General features: G+C 63.0%; 21 protein-coding genes. 12 read left to right on the top strand and 9 right to left on the bottom strand.

The window, feature by feature from the left end:
• Nucleotides 1–113: 113 nt before the first annotated feature.
• Complete coding sequence (locus tag FBY31_RS03370) at nt 114–1,370, top strand: ROK family protein (protein ID WP_142036870.1); 1,257 nt, start codon at nt 114–116, stop codon at nt 1,368–1,370.
• A gap of 482 nt (nt 1,371–1,852) precedes the next feature.
• On the opposite strand, the gene FBY31_RS03375 is transcribed toward FBY31_RS03370, so the two are convergent.
• On the bottom strand, nt 1,853–2,155 hold the full coding sequence (locus FBY31_RS03375; RefSeq protein ID WP_142045013.1) for a DUF4193 domain-containing protein: 303 nt from the start codon (nt 2,153–2,155) through the stop codon (nt 1,853–1,855).
• A 623-nt stretch (nt 2,156–2,778) separates the two neighbouring features.
• Here FBY31_RS03375 and FBY31_RS23535 point away from each other — a divergent pair.
• From FBY31_RS23535 to FBY31_RS22780, 3 genes are read left to right on the top strand one after another with little or no spacing between them, the layout of a single operon-like run.
• On the top strand, nt 2,779–3,048 hold the full coding sequence (locus tag FBY31_RS23535) for a glycoside hydrolase N-terminal domain-containing protein (protein WP_142036873.1): 270 nt from the start codon (nt 2,779–2,781) through the stop codon (nt 3,046–3,048).
• On the top strand, nt 2,933–3,427 hold the full coding sequence (locus tag FBY31_RS23760) for a glycoside hydrolase N-terminal domain-containing protein (protein WP_442858160.1): 495 nt from the start codon (nt 2,933–2,935) through the stop codon (nt 3,425–3,427). Before FBY31_RS23535 ends, FBY31_RS23760 begins: the two co-directional genes overlap by 116 nt.
• On the top strand, nt 3,352–3,729 hold the full coding sequence (locus tag FBY31_RS22780; RefSeq protein WP_327436935.1) for a glycoside hydrolase family 95-like protein: 378 nt from the start codon (nt 3,352–3,354) through the stop codon (nt 3,727–3,729). The genes FBY31_RS23760 and FBY31_RS22780 overlap by 76 nt, the downstream gene beginning before the upstream one ends.
• Nucleotides 3,730–3,855: 126 nt before the next feature.
• Here the strand turns inward: FBY31_RS22780 and FBY31_RS03390 are convergent, their stop codons facing one another.
• A complete protein-coding gene (locus FBY31_RS03390; RefSeq protein ID WP_142036876.1) occupies nt 3,856–4,326 on the bottom strand; it encodes a VOC family protein in 471 nt (156 codons plus the stop codon).
• Nucleotides 4,327–4,479: 153 nt separating this feature from the next.
• On the opposite strand from FBY31_RS03390, the gene FBY31_RS03395 reads away from it, so the two are divergent.
• Nucleotides 4,480–4,881, top strand: a complete 402-nt coding sequence (locus FBY31_RS03395) for a DUF3054 domain-containing protein (RefSeq protein ID WP_142036878.1) — start codon at nt 4,480–4,482, stop codon at nt 4,879–4,881.
• A gap of 109 nt (nt 4,882–4,990) precedes the next feature.
• Complete coding sequence (locus FBY31_RS03400; RefSeq protein ID WP_050055227.1) at nt 4,991–5,269, top strand: Lrp/AsnC family transcriptional regulator; 279 nt, start codon at nt 4,991–4,993, stop codon at nt 5,267–5,269.
• 13 nt (nt 5,270–5,282) lie between these two features.
• Here FBY31_RS03400 and trpD read toward each other — a convergent pair whose 3' ends face one another.
• Nucleotides 5,283–6,341: an anthranilate phosphoribosyltransferase gene (trpD, locus tag FBY31_RS03405; RefSeq protein ID WP_142036881.1), complete on the bottom strand. Its 1,059-nt coding sequence runs from the start codon at nt 6,339–6,341 to the stop codon at nt 5,283–5,285.
• A gap of 148 nt (nt 6,342–6,489) precedes the next feature.
• On the opposite strand from trpD, the gene ctaE reads away from it, so the two are divergent.
• The 4 genes from ctaE to qcrB all read left to right on the top strand — a co-directional run bounded on the left by ctaE (nt 6,490) and on the right by qcrB (nt 10,826).
• The gene (ctaE, locus tag FBY31_RS03410; RefSeq protein WP_181762574.1) at nt 6,490–7,128 is read left to right on the top strand and encodes an aa3-type cytochrome oxidase subunit III; all 639 of its coding nucleotides are present in this window, start codon (nt 6,490–6,492) and stop codon (nt 7,126–7,128) included.
• Nucleotides 7,129–7,214: 86 nt separating this feature from the next.
• Nucleotides 7,215–8,003, top strand: a complete 789-nt coding sequence (gene qcrC / locus FBY31_RS03415) for a cytochrome bc1 complex diheme cytochrome c subunit (RefSeq protein WP_142036884.1) — start codon at nt 7,215–7,217, stop codon at nt 8,001–8,003.
• Nucleotides 8,004–8,104: 101 nt separating this feature from the next.
• On the top strand, nt 8,105–9,178 hold the full coding sequence (qcrA, locus tag FBY31_RS03420) for a cytochrome bc1 complex Rieske iron-sulfur subunit (protein ID WP_142036887.1): 1,074 nt from the start codon (nt 8,105–8,107) through the stop codon (nt 9,176–9,178).
• On the top strand, nt 9,156–10,826 hold the full coding sequence (gene qcrB / locus FBY31_RS03425; RefSeq protein WP_142036890.1) for a cytochrome bc1 complex cytochrome b subunit: 1,671 nt from the start codon (nt 9,156–9,158) through the stop codon (nt 10,824–10,826). Before qcrA ends, qcrB begins: the two co-directional genes overlap by 23 nt.
• A gap of 145 nt (nt 10,827–10,971) precedes the next feature.
• On the opposite strand, the gene FBY31_RS03430 is transcribed toward qcrB, so the two are convergent.
• A complete protein-coding gene (locus FBY31_RS03430; protein ID WP_142036893.1) occupies nt 10,972–11,742 on the bottom strand; it encodes a GntR family transcriptional regulator in 771 nt (256 codons plus the stop codon).
• Between the two features lie 166 nt (nt 11,743–11,908).
• On the opposite strand from FBY31_RS03430, the gene FBY31_RS03435 reads away from it, so the two are divergent.
• On the top strand, nt 11,909–12,202 hold the full coding sequence (locus FBY31_RS03435) for an HPr family phosphocarrier protein (RefSeq protein ID WP_142036896.1): 294 nt from the start codon (nt 11,909–11,911) through the stop codon (nt 12,200–12,202).
• A gap of 128 nt (nt 12,203–12,330) precedes the next feature.
• On the opposite strand, the gene FBY31_RS03440 is transcribed toward FBY31_RS03435, so the two are convergent.
• The 5 genes from FBY31_RS03440 to FBY31_RS03460 all read right to left on the bottom strand — a co-directional run bounded on the left by FBY31_RS03440 (nt 12,331) and on the right by FBY31_RS03460 (nt 17,532).
• Nucleotides 12,331–12,732, bottom strand: a complete 402-nt coding sequence (locus FBY31_RS03440) for a cytochrome c oxidase subunit 4 (RefSeq protein WP_142036899.1) — start codon at nt 12,730–12,732, stop codon at nt 12,331–12,333.
• Nucleotides 12,729–14,456 carry an aa3-type cytochrome oxidase subunit I gene (ctaD, locus tag FBY31_RS03445; RefSeq protein ID WP_142036902.1) on the bottom strand — a complete coding sequence of 576 codons (1,728 nt, stop codon included), beginning with the start codon at nt 14,454–14,456 and terminating at the stop codon, nt 12,729–12,731. The genes FBY31_RS03440 and ctaD overlap by 4 nt, the downstream gene beginning before the upstream one ends.
• A gap of 10 nt (nt 14,457–14,466) precedes the next feature.
• On the bottom strand, nt 14,467–15,339 hold the full coding sequence (ctaC, locus tag FBY31_RS03450; RefSeq protein WP_142036906.1) for an aa3-type cytochrome oxidase subunit II: 873 nt from the start codon (nt 15,337–15,339) through the stop codon (nt 14,467–14,469).
• 186 nt (nt 15,340–15,525) lie between these two features.
• Complete coding sequence (locus tag FBY31_RS03455; RefSeq protein ID WP_142036908.1) at nt 15,526–15,915, bottom strand: HesB/IscA family protein; 390 nt, start codon at nt 15,913–15,915, stop codon at nt 15,526–15,528.
• 174 nt (nt 15,916–16,089) lie between these two features.
• Complete coding sequence (locus FBY31_RS03460; RefSeq protein ID WP_142036911.1) at nt 16,090–17,532, bottom strand: dipeptidase; 1,443 nt, start codon at nt 17,530–17,532, stop codon at nt 16,090–16,092.
• A 91-nt stretch (nt 17,533–17,623) separates the two neighbouring features.
• Here FBY31_RS03460 and FBY31_RS03465 point away from each other — a divergent pair, with 91 nt between their 5' ends.
• Complete coding sequence (locus tag FBY31_RS03465; RefSeq protein ID WP_142036914.1) at nt 17,624–18,226, top strand: DUF3043 domain-containing protein; 603 nt, start codon at nt 17,624–17,626, stop codon at nt 18,224–18,226.
• Nucleotides 18,227–18,307 lie beyond the last annotated feature (81 nt).

An 18,307-nucleotide genomic window follows, 5' to 3' on the forward strand; every position in this document is an offset into this window, starting at 1 on the left:
GAAACCGTAGGAAATACGGCAATGCTCCAAAGGAGGAGCTGAGCATAAAATTTGAGACTAAAATTTAGTCGTTCAAGTATTATGGAAGTTAACTCAAGGAGAGGTCAATACCTGTGTCTTCTGTGATCTCAACACCCGGGCCCCAGCTGCTGCGCAGAGCAAGTGCCAGTGCTGTTCTGGACTACATCCGGGCTTCGCCTGCTGTGACGGTCACCGAAGTCATGCAGGCCACTGGACTCGCGCGGGCCACTGCCCTGTCGGTGTGCGAGGAACTGATGGAACGGGGCTGGATCAGGGAACTGGAGAACCAGCGGGCTTTTGGCCAGTACCAGAAAGGGCGGCCGGGCCGTAGGTTCGAGCTCAATGAAAGTGCCGGTTACGTCATGGGCGTGGACGTGGGAATCGCCAAGGCCACTGCCGTAGTGTCAAATCTTCGGGGGGAAACTGTGGGAAGGTCCAGCCTGCCATTCCCCGGCGTCCAGATCAGGGCCGAGGATCGCATCCCGGGGGAGCAGATGACTTCCAAGGAACGTCTTGCCTTCATCGATCGGACGGCGATGGAGGCCCTTCAAAATGCTGGTGCTTCTGCGAACAAGGTGCTTGCTGTGAGCATCGGAATAGCAGCACCCGTTGACCGAAACGGCGAAGTATTGGCCACCCAACGCTTCTGGGAGCTATTTGACGTAGACCTCAGAGCCACCTTCCAGGAACTCCACGGCTGGAAGGTGCTACTGGAAAACGATGCAAACCTTGCCGCCTTGGGTGAACGTTGGCGCGGCGCATCGGCCGGAGTGGACGACGTCGTGGTTATCCTCTCCAGCGAACGCTTCGGTTCGGGAGTGATCGACGGCGGGCGGCTCCTCCATGGCAGCCAGGGCGGCGCCGGCGAGTTGGCGTTCTTGAAGCACGTCCAGGGAGTCGGTGATACCTTCGGCATCGCTCTCATGGCGAAGACCTGGGCCACCGAAGCTCTCGCCGGCAAAGCAAAGACCTCCCTCCGAAAGCATGCGCAGGAGGGCATCGAGGCCGAGCATGTTTTCGCCGCAGCAGCAGATGGGGACGATGTGGCCGTCAACATCATGGACCGGCTCGCCGACAGGATGGCCAGGGTCATCGGAGCTGTAGCCACCATCTTTAACCCGGAACTAGTCGTCATCGGCGGCGCTGTGGCAAAGTCCGCCGCAGTGCTGGTCGAACCCATCGCAGGGCTACTTGCAGAATTTACGGCGACCCCACCACGGATCGCCGTTTCTCCGCTGGGAGATTCGATAGTTGCTGTCGGAGCCACAAGGAGCGCACTGGACTACGTCGAGAAAAACAGCCTTGACCTGGAGTTACGCGGGGCGAGCCGGGCAGATAAGGGAACATGAACCTTGCCCATAAGGGCCAAAGTCCACTCCATACGGAATAGGCTCACTCCGAGACGCTCCAGTCCCGTCAAGCAAATCTCCAGATCGAGGACTAAATGTCCTGCTTCTCCCAGCTGGCAATAGTTCCATGACTCGTCCCTGGTCAAGAGCCCGATCGAAATCGTTTGAATCACACCCTCGCTTTAGAAGCGGTCATTTAGGGCTGATGGGCAACCCTCTTGCACGGAGTCCGATCAGGTTTGAAGTACCCCCAACCTGACGTCCAGTGACGGCTCGAACACCGTCAGATTAGGGTCCAATAGGGGTTCCCCTACTCCTTTGGGGAAGGATCCCAGATTCCAATCTGACAGAAGCCGCGAAAAGGCAACGGGCTTACTGGAAGCCACCTTCTGCCAAAAGCTTCGCCTCGTGGAGATTCTTGGCGGCGTTCATGAAAGCAGGGTCTTTGACCGCCCGGGGCTCAGGTCGAAGGGGACGTTTGCTTAGCCTTCGCACTCGATGCAGTAGGAACGGCCGTTGCTCTCGCGGGCCAGTTGGGACCGGTGCCTGACCAGGAAACAGGAATAGCAGGTGAACTCATCCGCCGCTTGGGGAATGACCTGGACGATGAGCTCTTCGGAGACAATCTCTCCCCCGGGGGTCAACCCGTTATCGAGGGCATCGGCTTCATCCAGTTCGGTGACGACGCTGCGGGCATCCGGAGCGTTCGCAGACTGCAATGCCTCCAGGGAGCGGTCCTGGGATTCCTTGACGTCGGAACGAACTTCGTCGTAATCAGTTGCCACTTGGGTGATTCTCATTTCTGACGTTTTGTCTGATGTTCTTTTCTGACGAGACTGCAACGCACACCAATGGGCCATTATTCCCGTGGCTGAGCCGGATGGACCGGCGCTGCCAAGGCAGGCTGCTGCACCCGCAGCTGTTACTCCGGGCGGCGGTTAAGCCGCAGCGTGAAATGGTTGGTTTGGCATTGATCGAAACCTGCAATCGTGGCCAGTCGTTGGCCCCCGCCCTGTGGGCAGGCTCATTCAGAGCCGTGCATTTCCCTTCTCCGGGACCGCTGCCCTGAGCCTTGAGCGCAGCGGTTGTGATTCCTGCTTTGCCAAGCGGTGGCACTGCTCGGCCGCCGCGGCCACATCGACTGCCTCGCCCGCCCCGAGACCCTCGAACGAGCAAACGTGAAAACCGTTCTGGCCCAACTCCAGGCCATCACAGCCAAACTCACCTCGCCCACGCCTTCTTCCTGAGAGACGGTGCCGACGTTCGTCCCGGCGCCTAAGTCAGCACGACGCCGTTCCGCAGGGGCGTTAGCCTCCGGCCCCGGTAAAGTGCTCGCGATGATATCGACTTGTGAGTGCAGCCACCTCAGTTCAAAAGGCATCTGGCGCCACCGGTCCCGGCCCCTGTCATGACGGCCGACGACCTGTACTACACCTCACCGGCCCGGGAGTGGCTGCAGGGTCTTCCCCTGGGCAACGGCCGCCTCTGCGCCATGGTGCTGGCCGGCCATACCCGGGTCCGGCTGCAAATCAACGACAGCACTGCGTGGTCAGGAAGCCCGCGTGAGCACCGGCGCGGAAGGCTGGACGCCGGAACTGCCGCCGCAGCCCTTGCCCGCGCGCGGGCAGCCATTGACCAGGGCAGGCCCGGTACTCGCAGGCATACCTTCCGTTTGTGAACGTGCTGAGGAAATCCCGGGATCCGGCGGCCTGGCGGAACGCGGCCTGTCGCTTGGAACGGCGTCACACAGAAGCCTGCATGCGGCCCCGGGCAACGGCATCCGGCAGAAGACGTTCGTCAGCGCCCCGGACGAGGTCCTGGTGCACCGCCTCCGCTCCGAATCCCCCACCGACGTCATCCTCCGCCTCCAGACTCCCCTGCGCCAGGCGCACTGCACCTCGGAACCAAGCTGCATCTGCCCGCGGTCCACCCGCCCTTCCAGATCGATGCCAACCTCGGGTTCACTGGGGCGGTGGCTGAAATGCTCGTACAAAGCGACACAAAGGGGCTCCGAATACTGCCGGCGTTGCCGGCGGAGCTGGCCTCAGGAAGGGTGAGTGGACTGGCGGCCGGCCCCGGAGTCACCGTTGGCCTTCGCTGGGAGCATGGCAACGTCGTCGAACTTTCCCTCGCGCCGCGGAACAGCGCAGCCGAAGGCATACATCAGGAGCGCATCGGAAACTGGACCGGTTCAGTAGAGTTGCGGCCGGGCTACCTGACCCGGCTGGTTCCCGCCGGGAACGGCTTCCCCGCCAGCCTAGTGCCGCTGCCCAATGCCGGCGCCCACCACTGCGCCGACGCCCAGACCCAAGGCGAAGCCGATGAAGGGGCTGTCAAAGGCAGCGAGCCCCACGGCTAATCCGACGGCGGCGCCCACCAGGCAGCAGATCCACAGCGGTTTGTTCATCGGGACTGATGCTACCTGCCGTTCCGGCCGGCACAGGGATCCCCCTGCCCCGCGGCCGCCGGTGCCTCAAGGTACACGTCAGCCGTCGTAGGCCTTCTGCAGCTCCGCGATGTCCAGCTTCCGCATTCCAAGCATCGCCTGCATCGCCCGCTGGGAACCCAGCGGATCGGACCCGGCAATAAGTGAGTTGAGCACCGACGGAACGATCTGCCAGGACACGCCGAAGCGGTCCTTGAGCCAGCCGCACTGGCTTTCGCTGCCGCCGTCGGTCAAAGCCGCCCAGTAGCGATCCACCGCAACCTGGTCCTCGCAGTCGACCACGAACGAAACTGCTTCGGTGAAAATGGCACCCCGAGCGCCGTTGAGCGCAGTGAAGGCACGGCCTTCGAGCTCGAATTCGACGGCGACGGCCTGCGCTTCCGGCCCCGGCGCACCTTCGAAACGTGAGACGTTCAAGATCCTGGAGTCGTCGAAAACCGAGGTGTAGAACGCGGCGGCCTGTTCCGCTTCGTTCTCGAACCAGAGGCAGGTTCCGATGGTGCGTGGCATAGGTTGCTCCCTTCCGGCTTGAGCCTAGTGGCGGTACCCGAAGGGCACAATGCTCCCACCTGCCGTCAGGGTTCCGGCGGTGCCGGCAGCTGGCTGACAAGCCCTACCGTGTTGCCCTCAACGGTGCAGCCGCGAATTGCTAGGCTCGAAATCATGACCCCTCCACTTCAGCGGCCCGTGCAGGCCGCTTCCAGCCGTCGGATTGCAGCCGCAGCGATCACGGACGCCGCCTTGATCCTGGTGTTCGCCGCAGTGGGCCGGGAGGCCCACCAACGGGGAGATGTGGTGGCCGGCGTGTTCCTGACAGCGTGGCCGTTCCTGGCCGGGGCAGCCCTTGGCTGGGTGGCCTCCAAGGGATGGCGGAACCCGCTCTCCGTGCGCCGGACCGGACTCTCCGTCTGGCTCGGGGCGCTGGCCGGCGGCATGGTGCTCCGGCTGCTCACAAACCAGACCGTAGTGCTGCCGTTCATTATCGTTGCCTTGCTCAGCCTGGGGCTGTTGCTGGTGGGCTGGCGGCTGGCGTGGGCAGGTGCGCGGCGGCTCCGCAAGACCTGACGCGCGCCGCGGAAGGTCCCGCCGGCTCCAGGGCCGGATGTAATAGGCTGGCAGCACCGAGAAGCTTGCCGGGCCCTGCTACGGCGCAACAGATCCGAAAGGATTAAACGTGATCACCGCATTCGTTCTGATCAAGACCGACGCTGCCCGCATTCCTGAAACCGCCGAGGAAATCTCAGCGATCGAGGGCATCAGCGAGGTCTACTCAGTGACGGGCGAATGGGACCTGATCGCCGTCGCCCGGGTGCGGCGGCACGAGGACCTTGCCGACGTCATCGCAGACCGGCTCTCCAAGGTGCCTGCAGTGGTCCACACCACGACGCATATTGCGTTCCGGGCTTACTCCCAGCATGACCTGGACGCAGCGTTCGCCCTCGGTTTCGAGTAGTAGAGCAGACCCCTCAGGGACGGGTCAGCGACACCCATTTTTCCAGGACCGCCGCGGCAGCGCCCGACCCGATGGATTCAGCCGCGCGCGCATAGGCGGCCCGCATCCGCTCGACCAATGGGCCTTCCGCGCCCAGGTCAAAAGCAACCAGGCCGGCGGCGGCGTTGAGGAGGACGGCGTCCCTCGCAGCGCCTTCCTTGCCCGCGAGGACTTCGCGGACCACGGCGGCGTTGGCCTGGGCGTCTCCGCCGCGAAGCTGCTCCACGGTGGCCCGCTTGATGCCGAGGTCCTCCGGGGAGAAAGACTGCTCCACTACGGTGCCGTTGCGGATCTCCCACACGGTCGAGGGCCCCGTGGTGGTGAGTTCGTCCAAACCGTCATTGCCGCGGAACACCAGGCCCCGGCTCCCCCGCTGTGCAAGGACGCCTGCCACGAGCGGCGCCATCCTGGCGTTGGCGACGCCGACTGCCGAAGCCTGCACCCTTGCAGGGTTGGTCAGCGGGCCCAGGAAGTTGAAGGCCGTAGGTATGGCCAGTTCCTTCCGCGGCACGGCCGTATGCCGAAAGGACGGATGGAATACCTGGGCGAAGCAGAAGGTGATTCCTGCCTCCTCCGCGTTGCGTGCCACCTGTTCGATGGACAGGTCCAGCCGGACTCCAAGGGCCTCCAGCACGTCAGCGGATCCGGACGACGACGACGCCGCGCGGTTGCCGTGCTTCACCACCTTCGCGCCGGCCCCGGCAGCGACCAGCGCCGCCATGGTGGAGATGTTCACGGTGTTGAGTTGGTCACCACCTGTACCAACAATGTCCAGCTTTTCTCCGGAGATTGATACCGGGTTGGCGTGCGCAAGCATCGCATCCACAAGGCCGGACAGCTCCTCCACGGTTTCGCCCTTGGCGCTGAGGGCAACCAGGAATCCGGCGATCTGGGCCGGCGTCGCTTCCCCGGACATGATGGTGTCCATGGCCCACGCGGTGCTGTCCGCCGTGAGGTCCTTGCCGTTGATCAGTGCCGAAATCAGCCGCGGCCAGGTGTTGCCTGCCAATGCTGCAGATGCCTGTGAAGTCACCTGCTGATGCTACCGAGGGAAGGCAGGGACTGACCAATATGAACGGGCAGGGGAAGTTTTCCGGCCGATTTCGCGTCTTTGTAGAAAAAGTCCCCCGAAAAGCCGGTTTGCGTTGGGCAGCACGGAGTTTTACAGACATAATGTCTATGTGACATCTGCGACCCATGCCCCCAGTACCCCGGCGCACCCCACGCTGAACCGCCCCAATATGGTTTCCGTTGGAACCGTTGTGTGGCTCTCCAGCGAGTTGATGTTCTTCGCCGGTCTCTTTGCCATGTACTTCACGCTGCGCTCCACGAGCGGCGAGATGTGGGCCGAAGAGACAGCCAAGCTCAACTTCCCCTTTGCGCTCGTCAACACGATCGTCCTTGTGGCCAGTTCCTTTACTTGCCAGATGGGCGTCTTCGCCGCCGAGCGGCTGCAGCCGCGCAAAACAGGGGGCGCCTTCCAGTTCGCCCGCTGGGGAATGAACGAGTGGTTCACCCTCACGTTCCTGATGGGTGCATTCTTCGTCGCCGGCCAGGCCACTGAATACGCGATGCTGGTTTCCGAGCACGTCTCGCTCTCTTCCAACGCCTACGGTTCGGCCTTCTACATGACCACCGGGTTCCACGGCCTCCACGTGATCGGCGGACTGGTTGCCTTCCTCCTGATCATGGGCCGGTCCTTTGCCGCGAAGAAGTTCGGGCACTTCGAAGCAACATCTGCGATCGTCACCTCGTACTACTGGCACTTTGTGGACGTCGTCTGGATCGGCCTCTTCCTGGTCATCTACGTCCTCAAGTAGCCAGCTTTGATTCTTTTTCTACAAGAGGCAGAATTTCAGGTAGCGGCTCCCGGAGCCCGCCCAGGATCGAATAAAGGAACCACCACGTGAAGGCACTCTCGCAAAAGCGGCGACACCCACTGGCAGCAATTGCCCTGCTACTGATGGGACTCCTCATCACTGGCGGGCTGTACGCAGTGGCCACCACCGTCAACGAGGCCAAGGCTTCCACCACCAAGTCCAGCACAAGTGACATCGAGGAAGGCGGAAAGCTCTTCGCCGCCAACTGCGCCACCTGCCACGGCATGGGTGGCAGCGGTTCCCAGAGCGGCCCGTCCCTCGTGGGCGTCGGCGCTGCAGCTGTTGATTTCCAGGTTGGAACGGGCCGCATGCCCATGCAGATGAACGGCCCCCAGGCGCTGAAGAAGCCTGTGCAGTTCAACGACGAACAGACCCACCAGCTTGCAGCCTACGTCGCGTCCCTGGGCGCCGGCCCGGCACTGCCTGAAGAAGGACTGCTCGACGAAAAAGGCGATGCTGCCGCTGGCGGCGAACTCTTCCGCACCAACTGCGCCATGTGCCATAACGCTGCTGCTGCCGGCGGCGCTTTGACCCGCGGCAAGTTCGCACCGGCCCTCGAAGGCGTTTCCGGTAAGCACATCTACGAGGCCATGGCCACCGGTCCGCAGAACATGCCCGTCTTCAGCGACTCCAACATCACCCCTGAAGGCAAGCGGGACATCATCACCTTCCTGAAGCAGATCGAAACCAGCGGCTCCCCCGGCGGCGCTGAACTGGGCTCACTGGGTCCTGTTGCAGAAGGCCTTTTTGTCTGGGTCGCAGGCCTTGGCGTCATCATCGCCTTCACCATCTGGCTGACCTCCCGGACGTCCTAGGACGTCCGGAAACCACTCCGCAACTTCTGCTGATTCGTCAGCAGCTTGATATTAGAAACTAACCCGGCACCCGCCGGGACGAGAGAAGGATGAGGCGAATTATGGGCAACCATAGTGACGGCAGTCCGAACCGCTCGGGCACCGTAGCTACGGCTGGTCAGAATGAGGTGGAGAAGTTCCAGGACCCTGGAATTCCTCCACACCGTTTGCGCCTGGCTGACACGGACCCGAAGGCCGCAAAGCGGGCAGAACGGCAGGTCGCCTTACTATTTGGCATCTCTGTTGTTGGAACCCTGATCTTCCTGGTGGCGTACTTTGCCATTGATCTGGGGGCCGGAGAATCAACTATTGAAAAAATCCGGCTCCAGAACATGCTCCTGGGTATTGGAACAGCGTTCGCGATGCTCGGCATCGGTACCGGCATTGTGCACTGGGCCAAGGCCCTGATGCCGGACCACGAAGTCTCCGAAGAGCGCCACGCCATCCGCTACGAAGAAGACCGCCAGGCTGCAGTCCGCATCGTCGATGACATCGTGGAAGAGACGGGCATCAAGCGCCGTCCGCTGATCCGGAACACGTTGCTCGGTGCTGTTGCTCTTGCGCCGCTGCCGGCGGTTGCCATCTTCGGCGACCTCGGACCGCGCCCGGACGACAAGCTGGCCCACACCATGTGGGCACCCACGGACGGCAAGCTCAAGCGCCTCGCCCGCGACCCTGACGGAACGCCCATCAAGGCCTCCGACGTCACCATCGGTTCAGCCTTCCACGTCATCCCGGAAGGCCTGAATGAACTTCACGAGGGCAAGCTCAACGAGAAGGCCAAGGCCGTTGTGCTGCTCATGCGCCTGGATCCCGCATCGCTGAACCCCTCCGCCGGCCGCGAGAACTGGGGTTACAACGGCATCGTTGCCTACTCCAAGATCTGCACCCACGTCGGTTGCCCCGTTGCTCTCTACGAGCAGCAGACGCACCATCTGCTGTGCCCGTGCCATCAGTCCACCTTTGACCTCACGCAAGAGTGCAAGGTGATTTTCGGCCCGGCCAGCCGGCCGCTCCCGCAGCTGCCCATCGCAGTTGATGACGAGGGCTACCTGGTCGCCACCAGCGACTTCGAAGAACCTGTAGGACCAAGTTACTGGGAGCGTGATATGCATGAGCGCAGCATCAACAGCTGAGCCCGCTTTCGTCGCCAAAACCAAGACAGGCCGGTTTACCGACTTTGTCGACTCACGTGTTGGCGGTTCTGGAATCCTCCGCGAATTCGGCCGCAAGGTCTTTCCGGACCACTGGTCCTTCATGTTCGGTGAAGTGGCACTGTACTCCTTTGTCATCCTGCTGCTTTCCGGCACCTTCCTGACATTCTTCTTCGATCCGTCCATGGCGGAGACGCACTACGACGGTTCCTACGTGCCCCTCTCGGGCGTCGAGATGTCAGTCGCCTACAGCTCATCCCTGGACATCTCCTTCGACGTCCGCGGCGGACTGTTCATGCGCCAGGTCCACCACTGGGCGGCACTGCTGTTCGTGGCTTCCATCGCCGTGCACATGCTGAGGGTCTTCTTTACAGGAGCCTTCCGCAGGCCCCGCGAAATGAACTGGGTTGTCGGCAGCGTCCTCCTGATCCTCGCCATGGCCGCGGGCTTCACCGGCTACTCGCTCCCCGACGACCTGCTCTCCGGCAACGGCCTGCGCATTATCGACGGCGTGATCAAGTCCATCCCCGTCGTCGGCACGTACATCTCGTTCTTCCTCTTCGGCGGAGAGTTCCCGGGCACTGCCATCATCGGCCGCCTGTACATGCTGCACATCCTGCTGGTGCCGGCGCTGATCCTGTTGATGATTGTCCTGCACCTCTTCATGGTGGTCGTGCACAAGCACACCCAGTACCCCGGCCCGGGCCGCAACGACAACAACGTGGTCGGTTACCCGCTGGGTCCTGTCTACGCTGCGAAGGCCGGTGGCTTCTTCTTCATCGTCTTCGGTGTGCTGGCACTGATGGCAGGCTTCTTCACGATCAACCCGATCTGGAACTATGGCCCCTACGACCCCTCCCCCGTTTCGGCCGGTACCCAGCCTGACTGGTACATCGGTTTCGTCGACGGCGCGCTGCGCCTGATGCCCGGTACATTGGGAAACTGGCAGGTAGAGCAGGACTGGTTCGGTTACGTCTTCAGTTTCAACGTCCTGCTGCCGGCCCTTGTGCCGGCCGGCATTCTGTTCACGGTCATGTTCATGTACCCGTGGATCGAGCGGTGGATTACCAAGGACGACCGCGAGCACCACGTACTGGACCGTCCCCGCAACGCGCCGACCCGCACCGCGATCGGCATGGCAGGTTTTGTCTGGTACTGCGTGATGTGGGCTGCTGCCGGCTCCGACCTCATCGCTACGCACTTCGGTGTGTCGCTGAACGACGTCACGTACTGGCTGCGCACCCTGTTCTTCATCGGACCGATCATTGCGTTCATCGTCACCAAGCGTGTGGCCCTGGCCCTTCAGCGCAAGGACCGCGAGATCGCCCTCCACGGCCGCGAGACCGGGCGTATCGTCCGCCTCCCGCACGGAGAGTTCATCGAGGTGCACGCACCACTGGACGAGTACAAGCGCTACAAGCTCGTGGGCTTTGAGTCGCCTGAGGTCCTCCCCGCCGTACCCAACGAACACGGCGTGGTGACCCGCAAGGAGAAGCGCCGTGCCTTCCTCTCCCGCTGGTTCTTCGAGGACCGGGTGGCGCCGGCAACCCCGGCGGAGCTGGAGGCCGCGCACGGCCACGGCCATGCGGCAGTTGAAGCACCCGAGGAAGCCAAGAGCCTGAGCCACTAGGCCCAGTCGCTTCCCACACAGAGAAGGCCCGGTCCGCAAGGACCGGGCCTTCTCTGTGTTCGGCTGCCTGATGCGCGCCAGCGCCTGCATTCCCAGGCACAGCACCTCCCCCGCGTTGCGGAGTAGCTCCCTGCGTGCGGTGCCTTCAGTGGGTTCGGGACCGGCGTGCGCCCGGGCGCTGCAGCGGAACCCACAGCTTGTACCGGTCGGCCCTGTAGTAGGACACGGAATAGTCCACCATGGTCCGGGACACGAACGCGTGGCGCTGGATTTTCAGCAAGGGAGCACCTACCTCGACATTCAGCAGCCGGGCCGTGGAGGGTGAGGCAGCAGTAGCTTCGATCATGTCCTCCCCCCACTCCATCACCAGGCCGTACTGCTCACTGAGGACGTTGTACAGCGAGGTAGGCGGCTCTCCATCCAGCAGCCCCGGGACACGGTGGGCCGGAATAAAGTTCTCGTCAACGCTCATGGGCTCACCATCAGCCAGCAGCAGGCGCCGGAACCGCACCAGCGGTGTCCCTTCGTCCAACTGGAGCTCACGGGCAAGGAAAGCACTGGCACCGATCTGTTCGAAGCTCAGGACCTTCGCGGCCGGGACCATCCCGCGGCGCTGCATCTCTTCGCTGTACGAGGTCAGCTTGACCTGCAGGTCCAGCTTTGGCCTGCGCACAAAAGTCCCCAGCCCCACTACCCGCTCAATTACTTCTTCGCCCACCAAGGCGTCGATTGCCTGCCGCACGGTCATCCTGGCGAGGCCGAACCGCTCCGCCAGGTCACGTTCCGAGGGCAGCGCCGATCCCGGCCGGCACGACTCGGCGATGTAGGTCCGGAGGATTTCCCGCAGCTGGACGTAGATGGCCGTCCCGCTGGTCCGGTCGATTTCCCCCAGGATGGCTGCAGCGTTACCGGCCACGGCACACTGCGCTTTGGATAAGGTTCACCTAGCCATTTTAGGACGGGTCTAGACCACTGCGCGCCACAGCACGGGAGCATTTCGTTGGGCAGGAAGGAGTGCCGCTATATTGGACAGGAAAAATTCGATAACCGACGGAGGGGGCCGTCATACAGAAGGAGTCCCGTTGCCAACACAAAAGGCCGTGGTCACAGCCTCGATCGGGCTGCACGCGCGCCCGGCCGCGGTATTTGTCCGGGCAGTCACGGAAACCGGGCTTCCAGTGACCATCACCAAGGCGGGAACCAGGGACGTTGACGCCAGTTCGCTGCTGCAGGTCATGACCGCCGACTTCCATCATGGTTGCGAAGTGGAACTGGCGATTGCGGATTCGGCCCTGCAAGGCCCGCTGAGCCGGGAAAAGGCTAAGGAAACCCTCCGCACCCTGGGCATGCTGCTGGAGTCACAGGGCGCCGGATAACGGCTCTGGCAGTGGCACGTCCTGCGGCGTCCGCGGGCACTGCTGCAACGCCACGCAAGTGATACAACAACGACGGCGGGCCTCACCTTTTCAGGTGAGGCCCGCCATCGTTGTTTACTGCTTGATGCCTAGTGGGCGTGGTCGCCGCGGCTGTACTCGTAAACCCAGCCGACGAGTGCCACAACGGCCAGGCCTGCTGCGATAAAGACAATCCAGAAGCCTACTGCCAGACCCAGGAACCCTGTAGCACAGGAGATGCCCAGAACCAGCGGCCACCAGCTCCAGGGGCTGAAATGGCCCTGTTCGCCGGCACCCTCGTGGATCTCGGCGTCACTGCGGTCCTCCGGGCGCATTCCAACACGCTTGCCGGTGAAGCCGAGGTAGCCGCCGATCATGCCGGCGAGGCCACCGACCAGGAGGATCCCCAGGATACCGACCCACTCACCCCAACCAGTGAGGAACCCGTACACCATCGAGACAGGTACGAAGAAGAAGACTCCGGAACCAAAGATCCATGACTCAATTTTCACTGTGCAGTGTCCTTCTGGTCGGCGTTACCGAGCGTCTGGGCTGCGGGAGCCGGCGACTCGACGGTGTGGACCTGTCGAAGCTCGGGGTGGTGCAGGTCAAGGGCGGGACGCTCCGAACGGATCCGGGGCAGCGAGGTGAAGTTGTGCCGCGGGGGCGGGCAGGACGTGGCCCACTCGAGCGAGGCACCGAAGCCCCACGGGTCATCAACCTGCACCCTCTCGGCGCTGCGCCAGGTGATGTAGACGTTCCAGAAGAACGGAATCAGCGACGCACCCAGGACAAATGAGGCCACGGTGGAGAACTGGTTCATCCAGGTGAAGTTGTCCTCCACCAGGTAGTCCGCATAGCGGCGCGGCATACCCTCGACACCCAGCCAGTGCTGGATGAGGAAGGTGCCGTGGAAGCCGAGGAACAGGAGCCAGAAGTGGATCTTGCCGAGGCGCTCGTTGAGCATCTTGCCGGTCCACTTGGGCCACCAGAAGTAAAACCCTGCGAACATCGCGAACACCACGGTGCCGAACACCACGTAGTGGAAGTGCGCCACCACGAAGTAAGAGTCGGAGACGTGGAAGTCCAGCGGCGGGGAGGCCAGGATGATGCCGGTGAGGCCGCCGAAGAGGAACGTGATCAGGAAGCCGATGCTCCACAGCATGGGCGTCTCGAACGTCAGCGAGCCGCGCCACATGGTGCCGATCCAGTTGAAGAACTTCACGCCGGTGGGCACTGCGATGAGCATGGTCATGAACGCGAAGAACGGCAGCAGCACCGCGCCGGTGACGTACATGTGGTGGGCCCACACGGTCACGGACAGGGCAGCAATCGCGATGGTCGCGTATACCAGGCCCTTGTAGCCGAAGATCGGCTTCCGGCTGAAGACCGGGAAGATCTCCGAGACGATGCCGAAGAACGGCAGCGCGATGATGTAGACCTCCGGGTGGCCGAAGAACCAGAACAGGTGCTGCCACAGGACGGCACCGCCGTTTTCGGGGTCGAAGATGTGGGCACCGAAGCGGCGGTCGGCACCCAGGGCGAACAGCGCGGCGGCCAGCGGCGGGAAGGCCATGAGCACCAGGATGGCGGTGACCAGGGTGTTCCAGGTGAAGATGGGCATCCGCCACATGGTCATGCCCGGAGCGCGCATGCAGATGATGGTGGTGATGAAGTTGACTGCACCGAGGATGGTGCCGAAACCGGACAGCGCCAGGCCGAACACCCACAGGTCACCACCGATGCCGGGGCTGAAGGTGGTGTTGGAGAGCGGTGCGTAGGCAAACCAGCCGAAGGATGCAGCACCCTGCGGGGTGATGAAGCCGGACACCGCAATGGTGGAGCCGAAGAGGAAGAACCAGAACGCCAGGGCATTCAGGCGGGGGAACGCGACGTCGGGGGCACCGATCTGCAGCGGCATGATGACATTCGCGAAACCTGCGAACAGCGGGGTGGCGAACATCAGGAGCATCACGGTGCCGTGCATGGTGAACAGCTGGTTGTACTGCTCCTTGGTCTGCAGGATCTGCATGCCGGGTTCGAACAGCTCGGCGCGGATCAGCAGCGCCATGACGCCACCGAGGCAGAAGAAGACAAACGAGGCGATCAGGTACATGTACCCGATGGTCTTGTGGTCTGTGGAGGTGATCCAGTTGACGACGATGCGCCCCTTGGATTTGGGAACCACGGGAGCTGTGAGAACTCCGGTGGGTGCGGATTGAGTGTACGTAGCCACGTCGCTCCCCTTACTTAATTTCGTTCAGGTTCGGGTTGCGGTCGTATTCCACACCGAGGAGGCCTGTGTTGCCGGCTGCCTTGAGCTCTTCCATGTGTGCCTGGAATTCAGCTTCCGACACCACCTTGACGCGGAACAGCATTTCGGAGTGGTACTCGCCGCAAAGTTCGGCGCACTTGCCGTCGTACGTGCCCTCTGCAGTGGGGGTGAACCGGATGTAGTTGGTCTTGCCCGGGATCATGTCGCGCTTCTGCAGGAAGGCGGGAACCCAGAAGGAGTGGATCACGTCGCGGGAGTTGAGCTCAAGGTCAACGGACTTGTTGACGGGCAGGTACAGCGTTGGAAGCTGTTCCTTGTCGATCGTGTTGCCGGTGAGGTGCGCCTGGACGCCAGCCTCGTGGACGTCTTCTTCGATGACGTCGCCGGACTTGTAGTTGAAGTCCCAGGCCCACTGCTTGCCGCGGACGTCGACAACGACGTCGGCGGGCTGCGACCGGTCATCAATGGCCTGCTGGTCACGGTCGGTGAAGTAGAAGAACACCAGGACCATAAACAGCGGAATGGTCAGGTAGAAGACTTCCAGGGGGAGGTTGAAGCTGGTCTGCCGCGGGAACCCGACGGTGCCTTTACGGCGCCGGTAGGCGACAAGGCACCAGACGATCAAGCCCCAGGTAATGATGCCCACAGCAAGGGCGGCAATCCATGAGTTGACCCAGAGGTCCATGATGCGGTCGCTGTTGCTGGTGGTGCCACGTTCTGTGGGCAGCCACCCCTTCTCTACCTCTGGCGAACATCCGGTCAAAACCAACGCGCCGGCAATTGCCAAGCTTGTGATCGTGGTGATCGTTTTGCGTCGGCTGCCGGTTCGGTTCTGCGAACTCACAGACGGCCCTTCCTACTTGTTGCTGTTGTCCGGGCAGCCATCGGCGCCGCGGGCACACTAAAAGTTTTACTACTCGGTGTAGAGCTTACCGCTCCCCCGGGCGTTTCGCCCACATGTCGGCGCCGTGGCTCCTGCAGTTGTTGACTGCGGGAGCCACGGCGCCGGCACCAGGCGAATCAACCGGTCCTAGTGGAACGAATCTCCACAGGCGCAGGAGCCACCGGCGTTCGGGTTGTCGATGGTGAAGCCCTGCTTCGAAATGGTGTCTTCGAAGTCGATGCTGGCGCCACTGAGGTACGGAACGCTCATCTTGTCCACCACTACTTCAACGCCGTCGTAGTCGCGGACGGCATCTCCCTCAAGGAGTCGCTCGTCGAAGTAGAGCTGGTAGATGAGCCCTGAGCAGCCGCCTGGCTGCACGGCGACGCGGAGGCGGAGGTCCGTGCGGCCTTCCTGCTCAAGGAGGCTGCGGACCTTGCCTGCGGCGACGTCGGTCAGGTTGACCTCGTGGACGGGCAGCTCATCAGTGGCAGCGCTGGTGGTCTCGGTGCTGTTCTCATTGGTTGCGGTGCTCATTGGCCTACCTTCTTAGGACGGTCTGGCGGCCCCGCGCTAACGGTGCCTGCCCCTACGGATACGGTATGGGCTATAGCTACATGCTACGCGGGGCGCACCTGTAGCTCTAACTCCTGACGTAACCATGGGAGAGCCGCTCTTGTTCCCGCGGAGCCTGTCCTCGAGCGCTGATTGCTAGAGCCCGCCGCTGTTTAACCGGGCCAGCAGCAGCGCTTCGGCGAGGATGGCTTTCCGGAAGTCACCAAGATGCAGGGACTCGTTGGCGCTGTGTGCGCGCGAGTCCGGGTCCTCCACACCGGTCACCAGGATCTGGACTTCCGGGTATAGCTCCGTGAGGTCGGCGATGAACGGAATGGAACCGCCGATTCCTGTCTCCACTGCCGGCACGCCCCACGCCTCTCCCAACGCCCACATCGCTATGGCTGCAGCCGCTGAGGAAGTGTCCGTCTGGAACGGGTTGCCGCTCTCCCCCGGCGTGAAGGTGACCTTCGCACCGAACGGAGCGTTGGCCTCAACGTGCTTGCGGACTGCCTCCATCGCTTCTTCGGGCGCCTGCCCGGGTGCCAACCGCAGGCTGAACTTGGCCCGCGCCTTGGGCAGCAGCGTATTGGATGCCACATCCACGGCCGGTGCGTCAAAACCGATGATTGACAGCGCGGGCTTGGTCCAGAGCCGCGACGCGATACTGCCCGTGCCGGCCAGGCGGACACCGTCGAGCACTGAGGCATCGGCCCGGTAATCGGCCTCGGGGAAATCCACTGAGGTGGTATCGGAGGCGACGAGCCCCGCGATGGCGACGTTGCCGTCGTCGTCATGGAGGGTGGCGATCAGGCGCGCGAGCAGCGTGGGGGCATCCAGCACCGGGCCACCAAACATCCCTGAGTGCACGGCGTGCTCCAGGACCTGGACTTCGATGGTCCCGTCCACAAGCCCCCGGAGGCTCGTTGTCAGGGCGGGAACACCCACCTTCCAGTTGCTGGAATCGGCGACGACGATGACGTCGGCACGGAGCAGTTCCCGGTTTGCCTCCAGGAAAGGCCGGAAGGTGGGAGAGCCGGCTTCCTCTTCACCTTCGATGAAGAAGGTAACTCCCAGGCCAAGCCCGGCCCCGAGGACTTCAGCGACAGCAGCGTAGGCGGCGATGTGGGCCATGATGCCGGCTTTGTCGTCCGCGGCGCCGCGGCCGTAGAGCCGCCCGTCCTTCTCGACTGCGGTGAACGGCTCCGTGTCCCACAACGACTCGTCGCCTGCGGGCTGGACATCATGGTGCGCGTACAGCAGGATGGTCGGCTTGCCTTCAAAGGCGGGACGGCGGGCGACGACGGCGGGACCGCCGGGGGTGCCGTCCGGCTTGTCACAGCCCAGGATCCGGACGTCCTCGAGACCCGAATCCCGCAGCAGCACCGCCACGGCTTCTGCACTGCGTTCCAGGGGCGACCTGTCAAAGCTGGGCCAGGCGATACCGGGAATCGCGACGAGTTCCTTGAGGCGGGCAAGGGTCTGCTCGAAGGTGCGGTCTATGGCGGCCCGGAGGTCTTCCCTGCCTGGGCCTGCGCCGGAGCCGGCGGGTCGGGCTCCGGCAATACTGTCCGGGGTTGCCTGTGAGGGTGAAGTCATGGAAAAAACATTACCCTCGTCACATTGGCCGTCACCGCAGGCATGTCCGGGGACAGGAAACCGGGGCCGTCCCGCAGGGTATTCTGTTCAGGTGTTCGGACGTAAAAAGGAAGCGCCCTCGGCGCAGGAATCAATAGACCAGCAGGCCTCGGATGCTGCGGCGGGGCAGGCCGGCGTAGCCGGCAAGGGAGCCCCCACCCCGACGCGCAAGGCGCAGGAAGCGGCCCGCAGGCGCCCGCTGGTGCCGGAGGACCGGAAAGCCTCGAAGGCTGCCGAGCGCCAGGCTGTGCAGGACCAGCGGCTCAAGATGCGCCAGGCGCTGGACACCGGCGACGAGAAGTTCCTGCCGCTGCGGGACAAAGGCCCGCAGAAGCGCTTTGCCCGCGACTACGTGGACGCCCGGTTCAGCCTCGGCGAATACCTGATGTTCGGTGCGCTGGTCTTTGTGCTCGTTTCACTCGTGGTGCCGGCATCAAGCGACATGATGATTTATGTCCTGGGCGGGTTCTGGGTGATGTTCCTGGCCGTTTTCGTGGATGTGTTCATCCTTTCCCGCCAGCTCCGCAAGCGGCTGGCCGCGAAATTCGGCGAGGTGGAGCGGGGAACCGTCTGGTACGGCTCCATGCGCTCCCTGCAGTTCCGCAAGCTGCGCCTGCCCAAACCCCAGGTTAAGCGCGGGCAGTACCCGGCCTGACGCGGCCCGCAGGACTCAAGCTGCCTAAGACAAGAGATAACCCCGGCGGGATGACCGCCGGGGTTATCTGCTTAAGCATTG

It is taken from the genome of Arthrobacter sp. SLBN-100 (assembly GCF_006715305.1).
Lineage (GTDB): Bacteria > Actinomycetota > Actinomycetes > Actinomycetales > Micrococcaceae > Arthrobacter.

Bases quoted from the DNA above. Each gene is read 5' to 3' on its own strand.
- FBY31_RS03460 (WP_142036911.1), bottom strand. From the start codon at position 17,532: ATGACTTCACCCTCACAGGCAACCCCGGACAGTATTGCCGGAGCCCGA.
- FBY31_RS22780 (WP_327436935.1), top strand. From the start codon at position 3,352: ATGCTCGTACAAAGCGACACAAAGGGGCTCCGAATACTGCCGGCGTTG.
- FBY31_RS03390 (WP_142036876.1), bottom strand. From the start codon at position 4,326: ATGCCACGCACCATCGGAACCTGCCTCTGGTTCGAGAACGAAGCGGAA.
- FBY31_RS03395 (WP_142036878.1), top strand. From the start codon at position 4,480: ATGACCCCTCCACTTCAGCGGCCCGTGCAGGCCGCTTCCAGCCGTCGG.
- FBY31_RS03455 (WP_142036908.1), bottom strand. From the start codon at position 15,915: ATGAGCACCGCAACCAATGAGAACAGCACCGAGACCACCAGCGCTGCC.
- FBY31_RS23535 (WP_142036873.1), top strand. From the start codon at position 2,779: ATGACGGCCGACGACCTGTACTACACCTCACCGGCCCGGGAGTGGCTG.
- qcrB (WP_142036890.1), top strand. From the start codon at position 9,156: ATGAGCGCAGCATCAACAGCTGAGCCCGCTTTCGTCGCCAAAACCAAG.
- qcrA (WP_142036887.1), top strand. From the start codon at position 8,105: ATGGGCAACCATAGTGACGGCAGTCCGAACCGCTCGGGCACCGTAGCT.